The 23,383-nt window shown below is 44.9% G+C and carries 17 protein-coding genes; 10 read left to right on the top strand and 7 right to left on the bottom strand.

All coding sequences use genetic code 11. From position 1 onward, the window contains the following. Window positions 1-14 precede the first annotated feature (14 nt). Both MIC7113_RS16285 and MIC7113_RS16280 read right to left on the bottom strand, forming a co-directional pair. Complete coding sequence (locus MIC7113_RS16285) at window positions 15-935, bottom strand: carbohydrate ABC transporter permease (RefSeq protein WP_015183257.1); 921 nt, start codon at window positions 933-935, stop codon at window positions 15-17. A gap of 28 nt (window positions 936-963) precedes the next feature. Next, complete coding sequence (locus tag MIC7113_RS16280; RefSeq protein WP_015183256.1) at window positions 964-2,349, bottom strand: ABC transporter substrate-binding protein; 1,386 nt, start codon at window positions 2,347-2,349, stop codon at window positions 964-966. Window positions 2,350-2,581: 232 nt separating this feature from the next. Between MIC7113_RS16280 and MIC7113_RS36510 the strand changes: the two genes are divergently transcribed. From MIC7113_RS36510 to MIC7113_RS16270, 3 genes are all read left to right on the top strand, one after another. Further along, window positions 2,582-2,740 (top strand): hypothetical protein, encoded by a 159-nt coding sequence (locus MIC7113_RS36510; protein WP_015183255.1) that lies wholly within the window; start codon window positions 2,582-2,584, stop codon window positions 2,738-2,740. A gap of 119 nt (window positions 2,741-2,859) precedes the next feature. Next, the gene (locus tag MIC7113_RS16275) at window positions 2,860-3,345 is read left to right on the top strand and encodes a rhodanese-like domain-containing protein (RefSeq protein WP_015183254.1); all 486 of its coding nucleotides are present in this window, start codon (window positions 2,860-2,862) and stop codon (window positions 3,343-3,345) included. A gap of 749 nt (window positions 3,346-4,094) precedes the next feature. Then, the gene (locus MIC7113_RS16270; protein WP_041780094.1) at window positions 4,095-5,492 is read left to right on the top strand and encodes a hypothetical protein; all 1,398 of its coding nucleotides are present in this window, start codon (window positions 4,095-4,097) and stop codon (window positions 5,490-5,492) included. Window positions 5,493-5,508: 16 nt separating this feature from the next. Here MIC7113_RS16270 and MIC7113_RS16265 read toward each other — a convergent pair whose 3' ends face one another. Next, window positions 5,509-8,808, bottom strand: a complete 3,300-nt coding sequence (locus MIC7113_RS16265) for an ATP-binding protein (protein WP_015183252.1) — start codon at window positions 8,806-8,808, stop codon at window positions 5,509-5,511. A 328-nt stretch (window positions 8,809-9,136) separates the two neighbouring features. Between MIC7113_RS16265 and MIC7113_RS16260 the strand changes: the two genes are divergently transcribed. Beyond that, window positions 9,137-9,499, top strand: coding sequence for a rhodanese-like domain-containing protein (locus tag MIC7113_RS16260; protein WP_015183251.1), 363 nt, complete (start codon window positions 9,137-9,139; stop codon window positions 9,497-9,499). 77 nt (window positions 9,500-9,576) lie between these two features. Here the strand turns inward: MIC7113_RS16260 and MIC7113_RS16255 are convergent, their stop codons facing one another. The 3 genes from MIC7113_RS16255 to trpB form a co-directional block, all read right to left on the bottom strand. Beyond that, window positions 9,577-10,206 carry a ribonuclease D gene (locus tag MIC7113_RS16255; RefSeq protein ID WP_015183250.1) on the bottom strand — a complete coding sequence of 210 codons (630 nt, stop codon included), beginning with the start codon at window positions 10,204-10,206 and terminating at the stop codon, window positions 9,577-9,579. A gap of 98 nt (window positions 10,207-10,304) precedes the next feature. Next, window positions 10,305-10,844, bottom strand: a complete 540-nt coding sequence (locus tag MIC7113_RS16250; RefSeq protein WP_015183249.1) for a CAP domain-containing protein — start codon at window positions 10,842-10,844, stop codon at window positions 10,305-10,307. A 161-nt stretch (window positions 10,845-11,005) separates the two neighbouring features. Then, window positions 11,006-12,268, bottom strand: a complete 1,263-nt coding sequence (gene trpB / locus MIC7113_RS16245) for a tryptophan synthase subunit beta (RefSeq protein WP_015183247.1) — start codon at window positions 12,266-12,268, stop codon at window positions 11,006-11,008. Window positions 12,269-12,436: 168 nt separating this feature from the next. Here trpB and MIC7113_RS16240 point away from each other — a divergent pair, with 168 nt between their 5' ends. After that, window positions 12,437-13,168: a DUF4388 domain-containing protein gene (locus MIC7113_RS16240; protein ID WP_015183246.1), complete on the top strand. Its 732-nt coding sequence runs from the start codon at window positions 12,437-12,439 to the stop codon at window positions 13,166-13,168. Between the two features lie 388 nt (window positions 13,169-13,556). Next, window positions 13,557-15,458: an AAA-like domain-containing protein gene (locus MIC7113_RS16235; RefSeq protein WP_015183245.1), complete on the top strand. Its 1,902-nt coding sequence runs from the start codon at window positions 13,557-13,559 to the stop codon at window positions 15,456-15,458. A 27-nt stretch (window positions 15,459-15,485) separates the two neighbouring features. Here the strand turns inward: MIC7113_RS16235 and MIC7113_RS16230 are convergent, their stop codons facing one another. Next, window positions 15,486-16,358, bottom strand: a complete 873-nt coding sequence (locus MIC7113_RS16230; protein WP_015183244.1) for a helix-turn-helix transcriptional regulator — start codon at window positions 16,356-16,358, stop codon at window positions 15,486-15,488. Between the two features lie 188 nt (window positions 16,359-16,546). Here MIC7113_RS16230 and MIC7113_RS16225 point away from each other — a divergent pair, with 188 nt between their 5' ends. Genes MIC7113_RS16225 through cas3 form a run of 4 tightly spaced genes read left to right on the top strand, consistent with a single transcriptional unit; the run spans window position 16,547 to window position 23,359 of the window. Continuing rightward, complete coding sequence (locus tag MIC7113_RS16225; protein WP_015183243.1) at window positions 16,547-19,258, top strand: hypothetical protein; 2,712 nt, start codon at window positions 16,547-16,549, stop codon at window positions 19,256-19,258. Window positions 19,259-19,269: 11 nt separating this feature from the next. After that, complete coding sequence (gene cas7d, locus MIC7113_RS16220; protein WP_015183242.1) at window positions 19,270-20,283, top strand: type I-D CRISPR-associated protein Cas7/Csc2; 1,014 nt, start codon at window positions 19,270-19,272, stop codon at window positions 20,281-20,283. A 3-nt stretch (window positions 20,284-20,286) separates the two neighbouring features. Further along, a complete protein-coding gene (gene cas5d / locus MIC7113_RS16215; protein ID WP_015183241.1) occupies window positions 20,287-21,078 on the top strand; it encodes a type I-D CRISPR-associated protein Cas5/Csc1 in 792 nt (263 codons plus the stop codon). Beyond that, entirely contained in the window at window positions 21,071-23,359 is a 2,289-nt protein-coding gene (gene cas3, locus MIC7113_RS16210; protein ID WP_015183240.1) for a type I-D CRISPR-associated helicase Cas3', read from the top strand. Before cas5d ends, cas3 begins: the two co-directional genes overlap by 8 nt. Window positions 23,360-23,383: the final 24 nt, after the last annotated feature.

Here is a 23,383-nt window from a genome sequence, read left to right as displayed (position 1 = left end):
CTTTTAACGATTAACTATCTTGCTCCTGCGGCATTAGCACGGGATCTGGACAAGAAATAAGCGGCGATTGCCACAGCAGCGACGAGTAAAACAAAGGTTACAACCACGAGTGCCGCCCCATAACCAAAATCCAAGTAACGCATCACGGTACCATAAATATAGAGAGAAACCGTTTCCGTAGCTCCCCCTGGGCCACCCCCAGTCATCACCTGAATGAGGTCAAAAATGCCGAACGCCTGGGCAAATCGGAACAACACAGCAATCACAATTTGAGGCATCAATAGGGGAATGGTAATTTTCCAAAAACTCTGCCAGGGAGTCGCCCCATCAATAGAATGAGCTTCATAAAGGTCAGTGGAAATCGATTGCAACCCAGCCAACAAAAGGATGGCAATAAAGGGTGTTGTTTTCCAAACATCGGCAAGCACAACAGCCACCATAGCCAATGTGGGATCGCCTAACCAGGTAATTCCCGTATTAATGATTCCCAAGCGCATGAGGATGTCATTAACCACACCGAATTGGTCATTAAAAATCCAAGCCCAAGCGAGTCCCATTAAAGCAGTTGGCAACGCCCAAGGAATGAGGGTAATCGTTCGGACTAGTCCACGTCCTTTAAAGGATTGATTGAGTACCAAAGCCACGCCCATTCCTAGTACTAATTCCAGTAAAACAGAGGCGGCGGTAAAGATGCTCGTGTTCAACATACTTCGCCAGAAACGGCCATCGCCCGCCATGCGTCCGTAGTTGTACAAGCCGGAAAATTCTGTTTGGAGTTGGGTGCCTAAATTTTGGGTGAATAAACTTAACCAGAAAGCCCGTCCAATGGGATAAGCAAATACCAATAACAGCAGGATGATCGCGGGTAATAGTAAAAACCATCCAGTTCGCTGTTCTCGTTCTCGAATTACGTCTCTTACCTGTGCAGTAGTCATTAGAAGTGTGAAGGATGAAGTGTGCGTCTTAAGAGTGAATTGCTACCTTTTGGGCAGGTGCTGAGTCTTGAGACGTTTGAGTACGCTGCAAACGACCCAATAAATTCCGGGTTTCTCTTGCTGCGGCCTGCATCGCATCTTGTGGATTCATGCCATTCGTAAAAGCCGCACTGAGATAGCGTTGCAAAATATCTGAAGCTTGGGCATATTGGGCAACAGGAGGCCGTAAAACCGATTGTTGAACGGCTTCTAGAAGTTGCGGAAAGTGAGGGTATTTTGCCATAATTTCCGGCTCTGTAAACAGGGATTTGTAACTAGAAATTAACCCCGTTTCTAAAACAAATCGGCGCATCGTATCTTTACTCGTCATGTACTGAATGAGTCGCCATGCTTCCTCTGGGTGTTTAGTCGTCGTGGATATTCCTAAACCCCATCCACCTAAGCAAGAACCACCCGTTTGACCTGCGCCCTGAAGCATGGGTCGGATGCCAACTTTACCGCGAATTTTTGAGTCTTCTTGATTCACCAATTTCCAGACATAAGGCCAATTACGCAAGAAAACTGCGCCACCACTTTGAAAGATTTGGCGTGTTTCTTCTTCTCCATAGGTAGTGACACCACGAGGAGAAATGCCTTGGGTAATCGTGTTGCGTAAAAAATTAACCGCCTCGATGGCCTGTGGTTGATCGAGACCGACTTCAAGGGTATCTGGATTAACCCAGAAGCCACCGAAGCCTTCAAGAACCTCGATAAACATTGCAGATACACCTTCGTACTGCCTGCCTTGCCAGAGATAACCCCACTCATTATCTTTTGCGCCTGATTTCTGCAAGTTCTGAAGAATTCCCACCATCTCGCTAAAGGTTTCTGGCGGTTTCGCACCAATTTGCTTTAACAGATCTGTGCGGTAGTAAAGCACTCCCGCATCGGAGTTTGTCGGCATCCGATAAAGTTTACCTTGATAGCGCCCACCGTCGATGTTGTTCTCAACCATTTCTGCCAGTTGTTCCGCAGAAACTCGGTCGTCCAAAGGCCTTAGCCAGCCTGCGGCGGCAAATTTTGGTACCCAGACAATATCAAGGTTAAGAACATCGTAGGGCGAGTCTCCTAAGAGAAAGGCAGAGGTGAGGAGGTTCTCTTGTAGGTTAGTATCAAATGGCCCTTCTACAACATTGATCCGAATGTCGGGATTTTTCTGTTGAAATTCTTGAAAAAAGGGTGTCCAATTTGCCAAATCCTGACCTTGCGACATCATTGTGATGACGACAGGCTGTTGCGTCAGCGCGGGCAGTATCCAAACTTGGAAGATGAGAATCCATGCAACAAGGATTCCTAAAAGACGAGGGACTCCCAGTTTTTTTATCAGTCTTTGCAGGCGTCTTGATCGGACGCCTCGTACTTTCATATCTTTCATCTTTATCAAGGGAGATTGATAGGAAAATCTGACCTGCGGTATTTAATTCATACCTTAGGCATACTGAGCCTTTTTAGGTCAGACAGATTTATTACTCTTATCTTGATTTCATTACCTGTCGCTCAATTCACTTATAAAAAGAAAATAAAATCTATCTAACTTCAGATTTTTTAACAATAATTTTGACCTGTCAAGACATCAAAGACTACTGCATCTCTCTAAGGATAGAGAAATGGCTAAAAACCTTATATCATGGGGAATAAAAAATCACAAAACGCCTTTGAGTATTGAGCAATCCGGCTATTTTTTAGTAAATCTCTCTCAATTACTGATACAAAAGCTGAAAGAGGCTTTTGTACAGTTGAAAACTGCTGATTTTCAAGCCAGCTAGCCTTTTGGGAAAACCATTCTGTCTTAAGGAAGATTTACTCAATCCTCCCTCTCTAGAAGGACGGTTGAGTATGAATACCTTGTTAAATTGCAATTGATGTAATTCGGTGATAAATCTTTATGCCAGACGTTGAAAATACAATACTTAATGCCAAAGACAAGCTTCCTAACGTTACGCCTACTCCGCCCAGCCAGCAAACGCCGCAGTCGAGCGCTCAAGCTCTCAAACAACGCCTTGAATGGGGTGAAGTGGCATTTACCATTCTAGATGTACGTGATCGCGGAGCTTTCAATGCCTCTCGCATCATGGGCGCTGTGGCAATGCCGATGGGAGACTTGCCACAGATGGCATTAGATAGTCTTGAGCCTCGGCGCGAAATCTATGTTTACGGTGACAGCGACGAACAATCGGCTCAAGCCGCCAACCAACTGCGCCAAGCTGGGTTTGAGAGCGTATCAGAGTTAAGAGGTGGACTTGCCGCTTGGAAAGCGATTGGTGGGCCGACCGAAGGCAATGCTGAAACTGGATATGATGCCAGCAGCGCCGAGTACAATGTTAAATCTCGGTTAGATAAGCACGCACAAGTTACGTCAAAAAACCTATAACGTTTGATAGGCAAATTAAGGAACTATGTGCCTTAATCGGGTTCACCTCATAAGATACGCAAGATAACAGTAAAATGGGGCAATCTTTTTAGCTTGCCCCGACTTTTTTAGTGTTCGGACTGACTCTGATTAATTTCTTAAATTCTGTTCGTCTTTGCCATGTTCTGCGGTAATGCTGAGGCGTTACAATCAGCAGCCGCTTCTGGGATTGAGGACATTACGCGATCGCAATTTTCCCAGTCTCAGGAAGGCGAAGCGAATGAGTATAGCTTGACTTTGTTACAAAAAAACTATAGATGTGTTGCTGGAGCAACAAACTTTTTCACACGGATGAGTCAGCAAATACCCTGCCCGAAGGGGAGAGAAACTGATCGGCTTGAATGCAACTCAGTATTAAAAACAAAGAGTCGCCGTGTAATAAAGTCAGGCTTTCATCCACAGATCAGACAATAGTGCAAATTTTTGCTCAAAAAGTTAAAGCCAAATCTTCTCTCTCCCAGGTAAAGTAAAGGGTGATGACCAATTGCGGTGGCACTTTGGGGTGAACAGCCGCACGCGGCTAAGGGTCTTTAGACGAGTGGTACTGAATAACTGAAGTTCGTAGTAGCATGGAGCGTACTTGCAAGCGCAACAGGCAACTATCAGCACCCTAGATCAGCACCATTCGGCTTTGAACCGATGTCCGTCATAAGTGCTGCCTGTGTCCGCACCTTCTGTGACTGTTTAAATTGGGGAATGAGGTGGTAATGATGGAGCTACAAGTTGCTCGTACTCGTTGCAAAGATCGTTTGGTTTGGGCAATAGCCCAGTTAGAAGGAAAAAGTGATCCGGTTCAAATTGAGAAGATCACTGAGTTGATTATTCAAACAATGACCGGCCCTTGGCGCTATTTTCATACCACTGAACACATTTTTGAGGTCGGTGGCTCCGTTGATGCCATTGAAATTTTGGCGGCTTTATTTCATGACATCGTCTATGTGCAAGTCGATCATGGCATGAATCTCAACATCAGTCGTTACTTAGCACCTTTTATTTTGGAAGATAAAGGCAAGCTAGTAATCGAAAAACCTGCCACACTACCCAATGATTTGATGTTTGAAATTGTCATGGCAGTATTTGGGTTGGTTCCTGGTGAAACTCTTTCTCCCTTCAAAGGCCAAAACGAATTCTTAAGTGCAGTCATTGCTGCCATGGCTTTAGAGCCTTTGTTGTCACCGAGTTTGATCGCTCAGATTGCCGCTTGTATTGAAGCAACCATTCCCTTCCGGGGCTTATCAGAATCAGGCTTAACGCCCAGTGAGCGGCTCTACGAGCGTTTGATAGCCGCCAATCATCACTTTAACTTTGGTTGGGATGAAGCTCAAACCATTGCTGTTGTCAAGCGTTCAGTGCGTTTGGTTAACCGGGATGTGGAGAATTTTGCCTTTCCCAATTCCGCTGATTTCTTGGACAATACCTGGAACCTCATGCCTGAAACGAACCATGAGCTGAGTCATGCTGATTCTTACACCGTGCAGGGATACCGCCGCTCTCTGCACAAGATGGAAGAGTTTATGAACTTCCTCAAGCCAGAAATAGTGTTCCAGCAATTTATGGAAGAACCCGATGATCCAACTTATCGGATATTGATTTCTCGAACGCAAAAAAACTTAGAAGTAGCCAGACTCTATTTAGCCATCAAGGTAATTACGATCGCTATTTTAGAAGCGATCAGCTATCGCCTGGGACGGAATATTCCCTTGTCCACTTTGATGGGAGAATTACCTAGACCAGGAACCATTACACCCACCTTAGCTCAGTTTCTCCCCGATCTTCTCATTCCTCTAGAGCCTAAAACCACCTTAGAAGCTGAGGTGTTAGATCTGTTAATTCAAGGACGAAATCAAGAGTCGGTTTATGACCTAAAAAACTCGCCCGTTGCTACCTATATTATTAGATCCATTGGGTTTGATTCAGTGGGATACTTATTGAAGCAAGCTAAAGCCTTCTTTGCTGGAGCTATTTCGGCAACAGATTTTCTCCGCGAACTCAAATCTGAGGTACTCAGCACGATTATCAACGCGGTGGAGCAAGTTTTTACCAATCGGATTGAAGCTTTGCGGGAATTGAGTTTAGACACTACGTTTAGTCAAACAAAACCTCACTAAATTGAGCTGTCCAATCTTAGTTAATTACAATATCAAGTTCAGAGACACCAAATCTTTGAGCTTTGATACAGCGCTCTATATACAATCGAGCGACCTTATCTTGCTCATTGCGTTGCAAAACGTCCTGAAAAACGTCCTGCGCCTCGGCAAAGTTTTTGTCAACATAAAGAGCCACTCCTCGCTCAAATTCAGTGCGGGTTTGTCTCTTTAGATGAATCACAGGTTCAGGGTTAGCCTCATAAACTTCAAACACATCTACCGGTTGGCTTTTACCCTTCACTCGGACGCGACCGAGAAAGCGATAATGATATTTTTGGGAGTCATCTAAACCATACAGAGTTTTTTCGCTGATTAAAATATCGACGCCATAAAGCTTCGTTAACCCTTCTAAACGAGACGCTAGATTTACAGCATCTGCAATCACCGTGCCTTCCATCCGTTCGGGTTCTCCCACTGTACCAAGCATTAAACTGCCTGTATGTAAACCAATCCCGATCGCAATTGGTTCTTCACCCGTCTGTTGTCGATAAACATTATAAAGAGAAACTTGCTTTTGCATCTCTATTGCCGCCTGCACAGCATCATCAGCGGATTGGGGAAACAGCGCCATCACGGCATCACCTATATATTTATCAATAAAACCATGATACTTACGAATCACTGGACTGACTCGGCTTAAGTAAGCATTGAGAAAGTCAAAATTTTCTTTCGGAGACATCTTCTCCGATAGATTGGTAAACGAGCGAATATCTGCAAAAAGAACGGTCATTTCTTTCTGCACTTGGTCGCCTAACTGAACATCAATAATGCTCTCTCGTTCCAAAAATTGTAAAAACTCATGAGGGACAAAACGTCCGTAAGCTTCATTAATCTTCGCTAAGCGAATATGAGTTTTAATCCGTGCTAATAGTTCATTTTTCAACACAGGCTTAGTCAAATAGTCATTTGCACCCGCACTAAACCCTTCGACTAAATCAGACACTTGATTTTTCGCTGTTAACAAAACCACTGGCAACTCATTTGCGGGAAACCGTTCGCGAATTTTTTGACAAAGTTCATACCCAGTCATTTTGGGCATCATAATATCTAGTAAAATCAGGTCTGGCTTAAATCCCCGATCAATCAGTTCTAATGCCTCCATCCCGTTGGCAGCTTGAGTAATTGCATAATTTTGCAGAGAAAGATGATTGACGAGAACCTGAAGATTAACGGGTTCATCATCCACAATTAAGATTTGAAACCCTTTGTTCGCGGGGGCTAACTTTTCTGGTTCTATTAGGAAATTATTAGGAGCCTCTTTAATAACAGAGGACATTTGAAATTTTGAAACTTCTTTTTGCCGTTTTCGCTCTACCTGGCCTTGGGATATGGGTAAAGTAAAAATGAAACGAGAACCTACTCCCACCGTAGACTCCACCCAAATTCTGCCATTGTGCAACTGTACCAACTGTTTGGTAACCGCCAAACCTAAACCTGCTCCCCCGTATTCTCTAGCAATTGAGCCATCCGCTTGTTCAAAGGATTCAAAAACTCGGTCTAACTTATCCGTTGGGATACCAATACCCGTATCCGCCACTGTAATTTCCAGTTCCTGATTCACCGCAGCCGCCGAAACTTCAACTGTTCCACTGGGGGTAAATTTAATTGCGTTGCCAACTAGATTGTACAAAATCTGTTGTAATCGGTTTTCATCAGCCTTGACAGTAGGAAGATCTGGATCAATTTTATTCACCAGCCGTAAATCTTTTTTACCGACAAGGGGTTGAGAGAGCATTAATACAACATTAGTAATCTCTCTGATTCCCACAACTTGAATTTTTAGCTCAAGATTTTTATGTTTTAATTGGGAGAAATCCAATAAGTCGTTAACTAACTGAGAGAGACGCTTACCACTAGAGGCAATCAAAGAAAGATTAAATAAAGTTTTTTGAGATAACGGGCCTGTTGCGCCATCGATTAATGACTCAGCAATGCCGATAATTCCATTCAGCGGAGTTTTAAGTTCGTGAGAGGTATTGGCTAAAAATTCATCCTTAAGTTGATTGATTTTCTGCAAATCTGCATTTTTCTTCTCTAGTTCTATCGCATAAGCCTGTAATCGCTTCCGCGCTTCACTGAACCGTCGCTCTAAAATAAATCCTAAACACAAAATAAAAATTAGAGTTCCCCAAGGATAGAATTTTTGATACCAGTTTACGGGTTCAAATATGTAAATTAAAACATCATGAATGACACAGAGGGTAAGCGTAGAGAAGCCAGTTGTAAACAATTTGGCATCCCAGTTGCCTTGGTGAGAATTTTTTATAGAAATGGTTAATAAAATCAAAGCGCTTGATAATAATAAAATTTGCGCCGGAAGAACTGTAGAACTCCAAGAGACAACTTGGAATACCACTAACGGTAATGCGATTACAGCGTAAATCAGATGAATTTTCCATAACCCCTGAATAACTCTTTTGTAACGGAACCCAAACATTTCTTCAAAAAAGAAGCAAGCACTAATCGGCATCAAGTAAAAAGAGATGTAATGGGTATAATCCAACAAAATATAATTTTTGATGAATAAAGTAATTAAATCAGAACGAGCAATAGTGTACAAAGCAATAAGTATGGCTAAGACCCCAAAAGATAGGTAAGATTTCTTCTCTTGTCGATTGGAGGCTAGAAGAATGGAAATTAAACCTAAAAAAGCAAAAAATACTCCTAGTATTTCATCTAATTCTTGCTGAAGCAATCGCTTAAGTAAGTCTACCTGCGAACCAACCGTAACCCGATCAAACAATCCAATATACAGAGAATCAGAATTATTAGCATAAACTTGAAAACACAGGAATTGATTGGAAAAATCGGACTGAAGAGTAACGATAGGCCATTGATAATGGCTCAACTGAGCTTGACCAAAAGGTGTCAGATAATATTGGCTATAAATCCGTTGATTCTGAATATAAGCCCCTAAAATGTAGGGAATAGACCGTAAATAAACGGCTGGATATTGCCATTGGCCTGCGGGTAAGGGTACACGCAACCAAAGAATTTTTGCTTCTTGTGGCTTATCCAGTTTTTTGGGAAACCGAAATGATTGCCAATTAGGACTTGAAATCGTTTCTTGAGCGCAAAGAGGAATACCCGTTTCATCGACTGGAGACTCGTCCCAGCGATATTGCCATCCTTGCGTGAGTTCTACCGGGGATGTCGCGGCTTGAGTTGGTGCCTGACTAGGCGCTAGGGTGAATGGCAGGATACTCAGCAAAACCACCATGAGAGCGCCTATAAACCAGGCCATGCGAGTATGAGTCCAACTAACTACAAACTTCATATTTTGGATTTCCTAGGGTGTTATCCACAAGGCGTCCTCTGTTAGCTGTCCCCTCATGTGTTCTTTCATGCATGGCTCTCGTTGAGCTTCCTTCTTACGGAGATTGAGAGGCTGAAGTGGGGCGCTCTTCGTCAGTCCTGAAACAATCTTACTGGCTAGCTTGGAGAGATGAGGAAAGCCGTCAGCCCAACGAATGGAACTAGGGTTTATTCAAAAATTGGTCAATAAGTCAAGGTTTTTCCATAAAATTTGAAATTTAGAAATTTTATTGCTACATTGCAGGATATGCTACCAAATATGGTATGGAGTCGTGAGCAATCTTTTTGATATGAATCCTATCTCCCGCCCCCTGCAAACACAGTCCCTGGTGTACGATTTGAAGGCGCGGTTGGACTGGGGAGAACCGGCCTTAACCATTATTGATGTCCGCGATCGCACAGAGTTTAATCTCAGCCATATTATGGGCGCTGTGCCGATGCCGCTCAATGAATCCGCAGACCGAGTTTTGAACAAACTGGAACTGGGGCGCGATATTTATGTTTACGGCGAAACCGATGAAGAGACGGCGGTTGGCGCAACTCGATTACGTGAGGCTGGATATCGGAATGTCTCTGAAATCCGAGGAGGCTTGGCAGCATGGAAAGCGGTTGGCTATCCGGTGGAACCGATGTCAACAACCACCCTCCTGTGAGTCGGTCAAACAGAAGGTAAAAGGTAAAATTTATGGCTCTTAAATGACCCATTACCCATTACCCATTACCTCCCCTCTCAATGTTCAAAAATATCTTTGTATTGCAACAAGTCTAAAGTCACAATCACCGGCAAAGCCTCGAAGCATTGTTGAGCCAGTTCCCAGCGTTCTTCTCGTTGGAGCATAGTGATGAGTTTTTGCTGTGCACTAAGTAAATAACGGACATCATTAGCCGCGTAGCGCAATTGCTCGTCGGAAAGGTTAGCAACATTCCCCCAGTCAGAACTTTGAGACGTTTTATCCAGTTCTACCTGTTCTAATTCCAAGACTAATTCCTTGAGTCCGTGGCGGTTAGTATAAGTGCGGGCTAGCTTGCTGGCAATTTTTGTGCAAAATATCGGCCTGACTTGGATGTCGAGATGTTGCTGTAAGGTGGCTAAATCGAAACGAGCAAAGTGAAAGACTTTTAGGACTTGACGCGCTTCTAGTAAATTTTTTAAGTTAGGGGCGTCAGCTTGTCCCTTGACAATGCGAATCACCGTGACTCTGCCTTGAGGGTCACACAATTGTACGAGACATAAGCGATCGCGCAGGTAAATTAGCCCCATTGTTTCTGTATCAACAGCGATTGCCTCAGCTTGAAGATACTCTTGATATAAGCTGTCGGGAAGGTCGCGTTCGCAAACTTGAAAATCTTTCAATTCCATACCACAGTTGAAGGTTGAAGGTTGTACTTGGGAGCAGAACCCGAAGGATAGGATAGCTTAGAACTGTCAACCGACTCATCGGCTAACCTTCAACCCAATTATCGGCGTTTGATGAAAATTTGCGTGAAGTAATACTCGCCCTTGGCATTTTTGGTAATACCAACGCCCGTTGTGTCAAAATCCCCTTCCATATTTTTACGATGACCAGGGCTTTTGATCCAGCCGTCAACCGCCTGTTCGCTTGGTTTAGAGTAACCCATGTTGTAGGCAAGATTTTCCGCCGCCTTGCGATAGGAGATGGATTTAGCGATCGCTTTTACCCGCCCTTCAAATCCGTTATGGCTAAAAGGCACCTCACCACTCGCCATCGCCTGAGAGTGAATTCTGGACTCTTCGCTAATCCGGGCATCTAATTTTAGCGGTGGCAAGTTCCGGGACTGGCGATATTGATTCACCTGTTGATGAACCGACTCCTCCATTGCTGCGAATTCAGCGGGCTTAGAACTTTGAGTTCCGGTTGAGGTTGGTGTACTCTGAGATGGCACAGATTGACCCATAATCGTAGAATAATCACAGCTACTTAGTCCAGCCGTCAGCACGAGGAGTCCGAAGATAAACTTTGTTAAACGTTTTTGCATCTTGCTCCGTAGATAGGGTCGGTCGTGTCCCTACTTGACAATACATAGGTACTACCTACCCTTCTACTTTAGCGTTTGTCGTTGTACGGTTTGTTGCTGGTAGTAACCGATAAAGCGCTGAAGCGTTTACGACAAACAGTTACGGTTGCCAACGTTCCCTTCTATTGCCCAGTCTCTAAGTTAATGAACTTAGCCACCGTCTGAACATCCTTATCACCACGTCCTGAACAATTAATCACAATACGGGGATTGTCCGTGAGTTGAGGACAGAGAGTTTCCAGATACGCGATCGCATGAGCCGTTTCCAAAGCTGGGATAATGCCTTCTAACTCGGATAACCTGCGAAGTGCGGCGATCGCCTCTTGGTCTGTGACCGCATAATATTCTGCCCGACCACTATCCTTCAAATAACTATGTTCAGGGCCAACACCGGGATAGTCCAGTCCTGCACTAATGGAATGTGCCTCGACCACCTGCCCATCATCATCTTGCAGCAAATAACTCATGGCACCATGCAACACCCCAGGACGCCCACGGGTCAGCGTTGCCGCGTGTTTTTCCGAATCCACACCTTCCCCGGCAGCCTCAACACCAATCAGCCGCACCGTCGATTCGTTCACAAACTCATAAAACAATCCCATCGCATTGGAGCCACCGCCGACACAAGCCAACAGAATATCCGGCAAACCGCTCCATTTTTCCTGACACTGTGCGCGAGTCTCTTGACCAATCACGGCATGGAAATCGCGTACCATCATCGGGTAAGGATGGGGGCCTGCCACTGAACCGAGGATGTAATGGGTGGTTTCCACATTCGTCACCCAGTCTCGAATTGCTTCTGAGGTGGCATCTTTTAGGGTACCTGTACCCGCAGAGACCGGTTGCACCTTAGCGCCCATCAGCCGCATCCGGAACACATTCAGCGCCTGCCGTTCCATATCCTGGACGCCCATATAGACAATGCATTCCAGTCCAAACCGGGCACACACCGTTGCGGTGGCGACGCCATGCTGACCGGCACCTGTCTCAGCAATAATCCGCCGCTTTCCCATCCGTTTCGCCAATAACACCTGAGCTAAGGCATTATTGATTTTGTGGGCACCGGTGTGATTTAAGTCTTCCCGTTTTAGATAAATTTGCGGCCCAGTGCCATCCGGTCTGGCATAATAAGCACTCAGGCGCTCAGCAAAATAGAGTGGACTGGGGCGTCCGACATAGTCTCGCAGTAACTGTTGTAGTTCCGTCTGAAAACCCGAATCCTTAGAGTATTGCTGAAAAGCCTGCTCCAGCTCAAACAGAGCAGGCATCAGTGTCTCAGGCACATATTTACCGCCAAACTTCCCAAAGCGCCCTAAAGCATCGGGTTGCTGGGTTGCGGTATTGGCATCAGATTGGGAACTATGAGGCACAGGAGTGGTAGTCACAGCGAACAGAAAGCATACAGGACAAAACCCATTATAAATCCCTGTCTCTATAGAGAGAGCTTAAAGCTTGATTTAAAAAAGGTTTATTGTCCTTATATTGCTTGTATACCCACAATAGAGACAATAACAGTATCAAACTTTGAGTTTTTGGCTTTTCATTAAACAACTATGTCTATTACTGGTGCTTTAACAGATTTTTCTTTACCTGAAATTTTTCAGTTTGTCGAGAAAGGACATAAAACTGGATTGCTGACACTGCGGGTTTTACCAGAATCAACAACACGAAGCTCTGTGCATTATCTCTGGATGAACCAAGGAAGAATTGTGGCAGCCGCTAATCAATTAAATGGGCAAGGTTTAATTTCGCTGATTCATCAATATCCGTGGGTCAGTCAGCGCGTCGTTACCAAGCTAGCTCAGTTTTGTCCTGCGAATAAACCGCTGGGTTTGTACCTAAGGAGCCAAGGAGCTTTACAGGTTGAACACATAGAACATCTATTTCAAGTTCAGATTATTCAGCAGATTTGTGCTGTTTTTCAACTTAAGGATGCTCATTTTGTATTCGACCAGAATGTGCCTGCACCCATGGAAGAAATGACAGGTTTAAGTGTTTCTTCTGCCGTATTAGTAGCCGTATTGAGAAAATTGGTAATTTTGAAAGGAATTTTTGAATCCAGGAAATTCAATCTCCAGGAAAATCAAAAAAACAGGGTTTATCCGGATTTTTGTCAACAACTTGAATTAATTTTGAACACTGCTTTTTTTCATTCTTTAAACATATCTTTATTTGACCCAGATAATAGCCTGAATAAACTCTACCAAGTTCTTGATTTATCTGAGCGTCCCTACGATTTACCAAAATCGATAAAGCCTCAAAGAATGTGTTGTACAAGCCAATAAATTCAATGAGATATCAATTATCAACGTAACGAGTGAAAGTAAGGCAATTATGGTCAGAGATGAGAGTGAGAGATGACCCCTACCAGTGGTGTTCGTGTGTAACTCCTGTTGAAGCTTCATTTTCTGCCTGTTTCTTCCATGGGTGTAGAGGTGTTGTCTAGGGGCGGTGAGAGGTTTCTTTTCCCAAGAAGAGCGGATTTGGCAATTTCCAGACACATCCGCTTAATCACGTTTATCCGTGCCCCTATTAAGAATTTAATTTAATGCTTGACAAAATCTTTTTTTTATCAGTATCTCATCAATGGTGGTGTTGAGGAACTCGTGATTTACTAGGTCTAAGCTGGATCAATGGACAATAGGTTATCGGGTCAATAGCTAAGACACCTTCATGGAAACAACACTGGCGGGTCACTATCAAATCGTCCGACATCTAGGCGGCGGTGGATTTGGTCAGACATTTCTGGCTAAAGACAGCCATTTACCCGGCGAACCCCTATGTGTCGTTAAGCAACTCAAGCCCAAAGCAGCGGATAATGCCACCTTAGAAATGGCAAAACGTTTATTTAATCGCGAAGCTCAAACCTTATATCGCTTGGGCGATCATGACCAGCTCCCCCGCCTGTTGGCTCACTTTGAACAAGACGATGAGTTTTATTTGGTTCAAGAATATATCGAAGGTCAGCCTTTAGACCGAGAATTTGCTGAGCGCAGGCCGTTGAGTGAAGCCTCTGTAATACCCCTTTTGCAGGACATCTTAGAGGTGCTGGTGTTTGTCCATCAGCAACATGTGATCCACCGCGATATCAAACCCGCTAACTTAATTAGACGCAGCCAAGATGGCAAGATTGTTCTCATCGACTTTGGAGCCGTTAAAGAAGTTAGTGCCCAAGTCAGGAATACCCCTGGACAAACGAGCTTAACCATTGTCATCGGCTCTCCGGGTTATATGCCTAGCGAACAAGTGGCTGGTAGACCTCAGTTTAGTAGCGATATCTTTGCGGTTGGCATGGTTTGTCTGCAAGCCTTGACGGGGATGAATCCTAGAGAATTACCCCACGATTCATTGACAGGGGAGTTTAGTTGTGCATTATTCAAAGACCGAGCTCCCGTCAGCCCCGGTTTTGCGGCAATTTTAGATAAGATGGTGCGCTATGATTATCGTCAGCGCTACCAAAGTGCCATAGAAGCTTTGCAAGCATTGGAGAGGCTGCTCCACCAACAGCCTGGGCAGTCAGAATCAACAATCCTCTGGCAGCCTCTGGGACTTCCGACATTGGACGAACCGGAGGGTCAAGTGGGTTTAGAGTCAGCTTTTTATGTTGAGCGTCCGCCGATTGAAGCGGACTGCTACGAAGCGATTATCAAGCCAGGGGCACTCATTCGGGTCAAAGCGCCTCGGCAGATGGGTAAAACCTCCCTCATGAGCCGAATTCTCGATCGCGCCAACGAGCAGGGTTATCATACCGCCTCGTTGAACTTTCAGTCAGCCGATGCTGAGTTTCTCACCAATTTAGACCAATTTTTGCAGTGGTTCTGTGCCAGTATTTCTTGGGAATTGAATCGAGAAGATAAGCTGGAGATTTATTGGAAGGGGATTCTTGGCAGTAAGAATAAATGTACCAATTATTTCCAACGCTATTTGTTATCTGAGCTGACCAGTCCCATGGTTTTAGGCTTAGATGAAGTTGATCAAATTTTCCAACATCCTGATATTGCGACAGATTTTTTTGGCCTGCTTAGAGCATGGCATGAGCGGGGGAAGAATGAGGCTGTTTGGCAAAAGCTGAGGTTGGTGATTGTACATTCTAAGGAAGTTTATATTCCCTTAAATATTAATCAATCACCGTTTAATGTGGGATTACCGATTGAGTTGCCGGAGTTGAATCACGCACAAGTAGAAGATTTAGTCAGGCGGCACGGATTGAGTTTTTCAGCCCACCAATTCGATCGCCTGATGGCAATGGTGGGTGGGCATCCTTATCTGGTGCGGGTGGCGCTCTATCAAATTGCACGGGGAAGAATGACGTTAGAACAACTACTGAAAGTGGCTCCTACGGAAGAAGGGCCATATTATGACCATCTTCGCCGCCATTTGTTGAATTTACATGAAAATACGGAGTTGGTGGCTGCTGTTAAACAAGTGGTTGCAGCAGAAAGTCCAATTGAGATTAGGACGGCAGAGGCGTTTAAATTACGCAGCATGGGGTTGGTTAAGTTTCAGGGGAATACGGTGAGACCTTTGTGTGATTTGTATCGGCTCTATTTTCGCGATCGGCTAGCGTCTCCGTAGGGAGAATTGGCAGACATGAGTTCGGAGTTAACTCCTAGTGTCGATGTTGTACAAATGGCAGAGGCTGAGTAGCTTCTGCTTGAGGCGATCGCGCACACTCTCTGGCGACATCACCACGCAATCTCCCCCGTACCGCAAGACTTCTCGCTCTAGCCAGAAAGGATTAGATACACGCCGCACAACTTGTCGTACTGTTTCTTCTCCAACGACTACGACTTCACTAGTAATGTCTGTGTTTCTCAGTTCGTAGGCTTTTATCATTCCCTTTTTAAAGTGCAAGTACACTTTTAGGAAGTCTAACCCTTCTTCACGCCATAGTCCGCTAGTAGGTACGATCGCTTTAATCCGATCCAAGCGCAGACAGCGATTGTGGATGAGTTCGGGAAAGTCTGTGTCTTTGATATCTTCCGTTTCTTCGCACCAGATGTTGAGGTAAAAGCGCTTTTCTTCAAAGCTAATCTCGGCGTAACGAACGGTGTACTCTAAATCTTGGTCTTGAGCGTCACGGTATAGCAAGAGAAATGGTTGCTGGTTACTGCGGTGTTGATCGACGATGATGCGCCATGCTTCGGCAAGTTGACTAGCCTGTTGCAAGAGGGCTTGACGCTGGCTAACCTCTAGGTTTCCTCGCTCTAACAACAAACCTATGAGGGTTTGAGCTTCTGTAATCTGCCCTGAATCATAGAGGATTTTGGTGGCTTGTTGGAGGGCTTTCACTTGATCGGGTGCTAAGGTGAAGGACTTTCCGATTTCTAGTTTGGCTTGAGCGATCGCAGCTATCAATCCCGATGGGCTAGGGCTTTTTCCCCAAAAGATATTCAGGCGACGTGCGATCGCTTCTAGCTGCTCCTTGGTTCCTGGCGGAACAGACAGTGTTAGGGTTTCCTTTTTTCTGGGCATTCTAGGAATAGAGACAGAAATGTACTTGCACTATTTTTTTATTTATGCCATTCTATTTTTTGTAATTACATTCTACTACCTAACCATAAAGTTTAAGTGTGGGTGCTGTCGCAAATCTTGACGGTGTTCAATTTTGCGTCGTATTGGGCACACTGTTTATACCTACTCCAAAATGAGAGGAAAGCAAGATGTCAAAACGCCGTTGGCTTCTAAACGGTGAGCCGGAAAGTTTAGACGAGCATTATTTTAAGGAGATTCGCCCCAGACTGTACGAGTTACATGCAACTCATGGACAGCATGGCTCCCGCAAAGGACGGACTCTCGCTGAACACCTCGACTCAGCCTGTCAATTTGTTCTCACTGTTAGCAAAATTGCTGAAGTCCCTGAAGATAAGCGAGCTTGCATTCTTGCTGCAACTGCTGTTCACGATTTGAACAAACTGACAGAAGATGGGCGCAATGTCAAAACCCTAGCACGCGATCGCAACTTTCTAACAGAACAACTTGAGGGTGCTGGTGTAAGTACACTGATCAAAACAGATGCCGATCTTGAACTGATTCGCCGTCTGATTGAAAGCCATTCTGGTCACGGTAATACCGATGGAATGCGTTTTGTTGCGGAAGATCCCAAAATTAAAGATCAAATCAAACGATGGGCGGCAATGCTCATTGGTGGCGATTTGTTTGATTTGGGAATTGAAGAAGAAAAGCGTATTCGTAAAGTAGAAAATGAATTAACGGTTGTCTTCAGTCGCGCTAGTCGGCTGTTTAAGGTAACGCTGTCAGAAGAGCGGGGTTATCTGACTTCACTGTTACTATCTGCCTGTGAAGAAGTCTTGCATAAGCGCAGCTTGCATACTCTTGCCATTGACCCCGATGGGCAAATTTTTGAAGGTGAAGCATTTCCTGAAGAAGATTTAACCGTCGAGATTGCAAGACAATGGCAGAAACGGATTGATCGCGTTTTTAGCGGAAACGTTGAGCAACTCGTTAAAGCCACTAAAGATGGAATTAAAGTCGATCCGCAAGCGATTCAACAGAATCCAGAAGCTGCGCTTGAGCAAGTCGAAATCCTACTGACCAGAAAGCTAAGCGGCTACAAATCTGATAAAGTCGCACAAGACATTGAGAAGTATGGTAGAGATGCGGGAGAAGACGCGATCGCTGCTGCTCAATCAGTTGGATTAACTCCTGTGGCAACGGCTGATGAGTTTGCGCTTTCGGAAGGAATGAAAGCGGCGTATCTCAGCTATCGAGAAGCCGAACTCAGTCCTAAAGCTGCCTGGGATCACATTGCTACCCATGTTGGACTTTCTCCTGAACAACGTACTGCTTTGGAACCATTCAACGCTCAATACGGGCGTAGTTTGTTTGCGGTTAAAGCTGTGGCGCGTGGAATAGAGAGCGTTCGCGCCACTTTACAAGATTCGTTTCAACTCCGACAAACTGAAGACGTTGATGTTTCAGAGGATTTGATAATAGCGGTTAGGCGATTACTAAATTTTTCTAGTGTAACAGATTGGAAAAGGTTTGCAGAACTGACTGCTTATGTTGAGGCAAATCCGCGCCAGCGTTGTTCTTTGGGAGCAACTTCTGCTCAGGTCGATGAATTGATTTCTAACAAAATGCCACCGGGAACAAAGGTACAAGCTTTCTCAAACCGTCTTCCGGGTGGCATGAGTGCAGAACCCAAGCGGCGGGCAGATACCCTGGCATCCCTGGCTTACCAGCTAATGACGGTGGGTGCTAACTTTCCGAAAGCCAGCAAGCAAGACCCACTGTACTTACACTTTGCCCTACCTAAAGGGTCAAGTCCTCAATTACAAGCCATTTGGCGAAAGTGGCTTCACGATACAGCAGCAACGAACGCAGAAGGAGGAACGGTAACAATCGACGAATTGCAGTTGTATCGAGATAACCTGATCGCGTTCAAAGCGAATAAGGTTGTCGGGTTTGCACTGCCAAAGCGTCCAGAGTTCACCTACTCCACTGTCACGATTCCGGTGGTTTGGGGTGATGCCAATAATTCAGTTGCTTTGCTCAAGTCGTTGCGTTTGGCATTAGAACTGTCGCTTGCTCCTGATTTTGGGTTGCCTTTCATTCTCAGTGCCAATTTAGAAGTTGAACCAGAGTGGGATGTCTTTGGAAGAGTTGAGGGCATTGCTTCTGCACTCCAACCGTTACTCGGATCGGGAATTTATCAACGTCAAGGTCATTTATCTCGACAAGAGCAACAGTTTGCTTTGACTGCTGAAGAGGTAAGGCAGCGATTGGAGTGTATTGGAAAACTAGTTATTAGCGTTGCCAGCCTCCAGAAAAAAGACGATTGCCTCTACGACTTAGCACGCGCAGCCCAACGACCGCTCGATCTCTATCACATCCTATTGCGATGGGTTTTACGAGAACAAGATGATCCAAATCTGGAAGCAATCTGGACTCGCATTTGTGAACCTCTAGCCACACTATTGAAGAGTCTTATGTCAGAAGAACACGATCGCGTTTCCCAGTATCTCAAAAAAGCAGCTCATATTGCTGAAGTAGGAAAACTACGAGGCAGTTCATTTCGTCGTACCGCTCAAGCTGAACCCTTTTCTGAATTCATTAAGGCAGTGCGATCGCGCAAGTCTCACATGGATTGGGAAACGATTTTTGCCGCGCTGGTTCAGGACTATCACACTCGCCTCGATCGCATTCGAGAGCACGGTGTTGGTGCAACGAAATATGAGCAAGTTAAACAGTTTTATCAAGTCTTAAAAGAACTGTTTGAGGAAGTTTACCATTCACGTCCAGAACGGCTTTTAACTGATAGCAAAACTCTGGAAGCCGCTTATCTGTTCTTTCTACAAGAAGCCCGTCAAGAACTAAAAGCCCAAACCAAACAAGTAACTGAAGCCAAATAGGAGTAATCATCATGTCCATTGAAAAACTGCAACCATTTCTCGCATCCAGCTACGAAAACTTTCCCAAAGGACGCACGATTGGAGTTGTTGTACTTCGCACGACGCAATCTGAAACTATCTTTCGCACTGAAGGTACAGGGGAACCAATGTGCAGCGAGTATGTTCAGGCTGGAATCGAGCATACCGAGTCAATTCCTCGGCTAGTGATGACCAAGCGTAAGCAGGTTGCACCCGAACGGCGGCGAGGACGGGAATTCTTAAGATCGCACGAACTCCTCTACTCTGCACCAAAGAGCGACTCTATTTGTGCCCTCAATACTAATGCACCTTGCGAAATGTGTATTGACTGTTTCCTCTACGGTTTTGCGGCTGGAGGTGAAGGCGCACAAAAAAGCCGTGTTTGGACAGAAGATGCTTTTAGTGTTTTGCCTTCAACGGAATTGATTGGCGATCGCACTATCAACGCCATCTTTGAAACTGGAACAATGCGTGACGAAAAGGGTAATGCCTCAACAGCTCTAAACACTAGCGAATACATTAAACCAGGTGTTCACTTCCTTGATATTGTCACGCTCAAAGATGTAACAGCTGACGAGTTGCGCTATGCCCTCGGCAACATTCTGCTAACAAGCCGTTATGGAGCCGTTTCGAGTCGCATTGGACGGATGGAAAATCAGATTCTCGGCATCTTTGGCGGTATTGCTGAACTGCCAAGTTCTCTTGAATTAGTGCAGGGGGTTTACGACAAGCTCATTGGGGATGGGAAAGCTCTCGAACATCCGTTTAATACTGAAGCTCTAGTTTCGGTGACTCAATCTGTAATTGCTAACTGGACAAACAAACGGGGAATCTCGGTGCAACTGTCTGCTGACGAACTGGATGCACTCATTGCTGATGTTGATCGCCATTGGGATTTGACCGAACAGGAAACATTTCTCAAGCGTCTCGATCAGTCCTATGCACCACTCCGCAAAGTGAAAAGTGAAGGGAAGAAAAAGGGACGAGGTGAAAAACAGGAAGAGTAAGCCATGCCACAATTAGAAATTTCGCCGACTTCCTCCGATGCTAATCTTCCGTTTCAAACTGCTCGTCTAATCGAGTTGTGGTGTGCCGAACCTGTCTTTTTTGCTTCGCGGGAATTATCAGATACTTACTACACCGAAGGTGCGATCGGAAACTACGCTTTAGCCTATGCGTTGGGATGGGCGCGATCGCCTTACCGCCTAACCGGGAAAGACACCGGACGACCCAGATATCTTGAAGACCTAACCCCACTAGCAGAGCAGTGCTACATCCTTCCTGCTTACCCAGTCGAGGGGGGAATATCATTCCGGTTCGAGCGATTCAATGCTCTGTCTGATTCTTACTGGTATGCCATGACCAATAACCGTGTGGCAACTGCGCGGGAAGACTTACCGCTTAAGCGAACGGGGAAAAAGCCAAATACCTTTCGCCCCAGTAACTTTCCCCAAACTGGACGTTTGCGAGTCATTGAGCGGGGCAGTCGCTTTCAAACATTGGTATTTGGGAATAGAGAACTACCCGAATACATCCGGATTGGCAAATTCACCAGCAAAGTGCGTATCGATGTCGTGCGAGAACTGACGATAACACTGCTTCCTGTTGCTGATTATTGCTGCAATGTCTATCTCAGTGCTGCTGATATACCTAACAACCTGGAACTATTTACCTTTGACCTAATCTCCATTCCTCCCGTTTCCCTACTGAAAAACTTGCGGTTTCATGGAGCAGCTTGGAAGGTTGGCGATTTTACCTTACCTGCAAATCTAAAATTTTGTGGTGGACGCACCGATGAGTAATCTGAAAATCAACCTCGAACCCCGTAGCATTGCCCTCTGTCCCAATCCTGACTTACCCTCAGGCTTGGCGCAAGCATTTATGAACCAGACACTTCAGCACCAAGTTGATGTCTATAAGGCAGCAGAAACGAATGATATCATCCTTGACCTTGCACCAACGGGAACTGGAAAAACCAAAGCTGGGTTAAGTGTGCTGCATCATAACCGCGATCGCAATGCAGTCTACATTGCACCCACCAATGCACTGATCGAACAACAAACTGAAGCAGCAGAAAAATTTGTGCGGGATGCAGGTTTACCACATATCGTCAAAGCTGCATCTGCAAGACATATTAAGAGTTGGCGAGATGATCTGGTTGGCAATCGTTCTGGGGAAAAGCTTTACAATGTGCTACGTGAACCTGCAACGATTTTCCCGGAATGTGGCGGCGGTAGACCAATTTTGCTCGTTACCAACCCAGATATTTTCTATTACGCAACGTTTTTTGCCTACAACAAGCTAGATCGCGGCAATATTGCTAGTGAATTCTACAACAGTTTCTCAACAGTCATCTTTGATGAGTTTCACCTGTACGATGCCAAACAGCTTGTCAGCTTGTTCTTTTACCTAGCTCTTTCAAAGATTTTCAATTACTTTCAGTACAATCGCAAAGTTGTTCTTCTAACAGCAACACCAGAGCCAGCTTGTGAAGCAGCTTTAGAAGTTCTTAAAAAATCTGGAGTAAGAATTTCTTCCTCAATTAATGGAGAATCACAAACAGATCATCTCACTCCTTCTCAGACAGCAGTAAATCTGGAGATTCGCAAGCAGTTAGACAGAGATGCACTGATTAACGACATCGCGAATGAAGTCGTTCAAAGGCTGCAAAACTATCCTGAGCACAACGGTGCAGTGATTCTTGACTCTAAAGATATACTTAACCGTTTGTCTGACAATTTAAGAGCGCGAGGTTTAGAAGATATTTGTGGGCGTATCACGGGTAGTACACCCATCGCTCAGCGACAAAAGGCAGCACAAAAGCAAGTCATTCTCGCTACGAGTACAGTAGATGTTGGGTTTAATTTTGAGCGTGAAGTTGAGCCGGAGCGACAAAACCTTGATTGGCTGATTTTCTCAACACGCGATCGCTTTTCTTTCTGGCAGCGCCTTGGCAGAGTTGGGCGGGTGCTGGGTAAGAAGCAAACCGATATTCCCTCAGAAGCGATCGCCTATTTACCTGAGCAAGCTTGGGAACAAGGAATAGAGAATCTAGACTGTTCTGGTGGACGGGAAGCCCTCAAGGAAATGTTAGAAAGCTTAGACTGCATGAAGCGTCCGTTTTTGGATATTTACTGGCGATCGGAAGCATTTCTAGAGATAGCTAAACCTTTGCTTGAACTTGAAACTTTTCTAGAAGAACTACCTGACGATCATTTAGTAATTAAGCTCTATCAAACACTCCAAGAGGTTCTCAAAGGAAAGCGAAAATGGGAAGATTATCAAAAGCGGATGAAAGTCTTGAAAGGAGCGGAGGATATTGCGAGGAAGACTGTTAAAGAGATTCAAAAGGATTGGAAATATGTCAAAGGTGGTCAAAGCTTTGTCATGAGCTATCTGAGAGCTTACTGTCCAGAAGATTATGAAGAAATTAAAACTGGACGCGCTTCTTTTAAAACAATCGAAGAGATGATTAAGAAAGAGCAAGAGCTTGCTAAAGATATACAAAAGTACGCTGTAATTCTCAAAGCAAGCTATGCTCCTCTATTTCGGTTCCGAGATAGCTTATTTGGCAATGTCAAAATTTATGATCCACATAATCTGCTTTTGGATGAGGTAGGAGAAACTAATCTTGACCCAATTCATTTGCTGCGTTTTTATGAATTTGAGAGTGATGGCGATCGCATAGAAGTCACAGCACGGGTTGATGAGCCGTACAATCTAGCCTTCTCGCTGCAAGTTAGCGACCTACAAGACTTCAAAAACACACTCTTGTGCAAGCTTTATGCCTTTGAAAATTGCAGTATCAAGCGAATGCATGGCGATGTTGTACGACCCACACCATCAATCATTGAGAAACAGCTTATTCCAGGTGTAATTGTTTCTGAAACGGCGAAGAATCGCTGGGCGATCGTGCGTTTGAGAAAGCAGGGATTAGAGTGTTACCCCATTTACGTGTCCTCCTACGATTGTCCCTCACCGAAGCAATACACATTCTTTCCAAGTTTATCTGGGATTCTAGCGATCGCCTCTGCTGGAGTTGCATTAAAATGTCCTGATGAAGAAGACTTTTGGGTAATTTAAACTCTGCCACCTAGCGATTAATTT

It is taken from the genome of Allocoleopsis franciscana PCC 7113 (assembly GCF_000317515.1).
GTDB classification, from domain to species: domain Bacteria; phylum Cyanobacteriota; class Cyanobacteriia; order Cyanobacteriales; family Coleofasciculaceae; genus Allocoleopsis; species Allocoleopsis franciscana.
Note: the sequence above shows the minus strand (reverse complement) of the source record. Positions and strands in the feature narration are given on the sequence as shown.

Coding starts and splice junctions, on each gene's coding strand:
- MIC7113_RS16285 (WP_015183257.1), bottom strand. CDS start 935: ATGACTACTGCACAGGTAAGAGACGTAATTCGAGAACGAGAACAGCGA.
- MIC7113_RS16280 (WP_015183256.1), bottom strand. CDS start 2,349: ATGAAAGATATGAAAGTACGAGGCGTCCGATCAAGACGCCTGCAAAGA.
- MIC7113_RS36510 (WP_015183255.1), top strand. CDS start 2,582: ATGGCTAAAAACCTTATATCATGGGGAATAAAAAATCACAAAACGCCT.
- MIC7113_RS16275 (WP_015183254.1), top strand. CDS start 2,860: ATGCCAGACGTTGAAAATACAATACTTAATGCCAAAGACAAGCTTCCT.
- MIC7113_RS16270 (WP_041780094.1), top strand. CDS start 4,095: ATGGAGCTACAAGTTGCTCGTACTCGTTGCAAAGATCGTTTGGTTTGG.
- MIC7113_RS16265 (WP_015183252.1), bottom strand. CDS start 8,808: ATGAAGTTTGTAGTTAGTTGGACTCATACTCGCATGGCCTGGTTTATA.
- MIC7113_RS16260 (WP_015183251.1), top strand. CDS start 9,137: ATGAATCCTATCTCCCGCCCCCTGCAAACACAGTCCCTGGTGTACGAT.
- MIC7113_RS16255 (WP_015183250.1), bottom strand. CDS start 10,206: ATGGAATTGAAAGATTTTCAAGTTTGCGAACGCGACCTTCCCGACAGC.
- MIC7113_RS16250 (WP_015183249.1), bottom strand. CDS start 10,844: ATGCAAAAACGTTTAACAAAGTTTATCTTCGGACTCCTCGTGCTGACG.
- MIC7113_RS16240 (WP_015183246.1), top strand. CDS start 12,437: ATGTCTATTACTGGTGCTTTAACAGATTTTTCTTTACCTGAAATTTTT.
- MIC7113_RS16235 (WP_015183245.1), top strand. CDS start 13,557: ATGGAAACAACACTGGCGGGTCACTATCAAATCGTCCGACATCTAGGC.
- MIC7113_RS16230 (WP_015183244.1), bottom strand. CDS start 16,358: ATGCCCAGAAAAAAGGAAACCCTAACACTGTCTGTTCCGCCAGGAACC.
- MIC7113_RS16225 (WP_015183243.1), top strand. CDS start 16,547: ATGTCAAAACGCCGTTGGCTTCTAAACGGTGAGCCGGAAAGTTTAGAC.
- cas7d (WP_015183242.1), top strand. CDS start 19,270: ATGTCCATTGAAAAACTGCAACCATTTCTCGCATCCAGCTACGAAAAC.
- cas5d (WP_015183241.1), top strand. CDS start 20,287: ATGCCACAATTAGAAATTTCGCCGACTTCCTCCGATGCTAATCTTCCG.
- cas3 (WP_015183240.1), top strand. CDS start 21,071: ATGAGTAATCTGAAAATCAACCTCGAACCCCGTAGCATTGCCCTCTGT.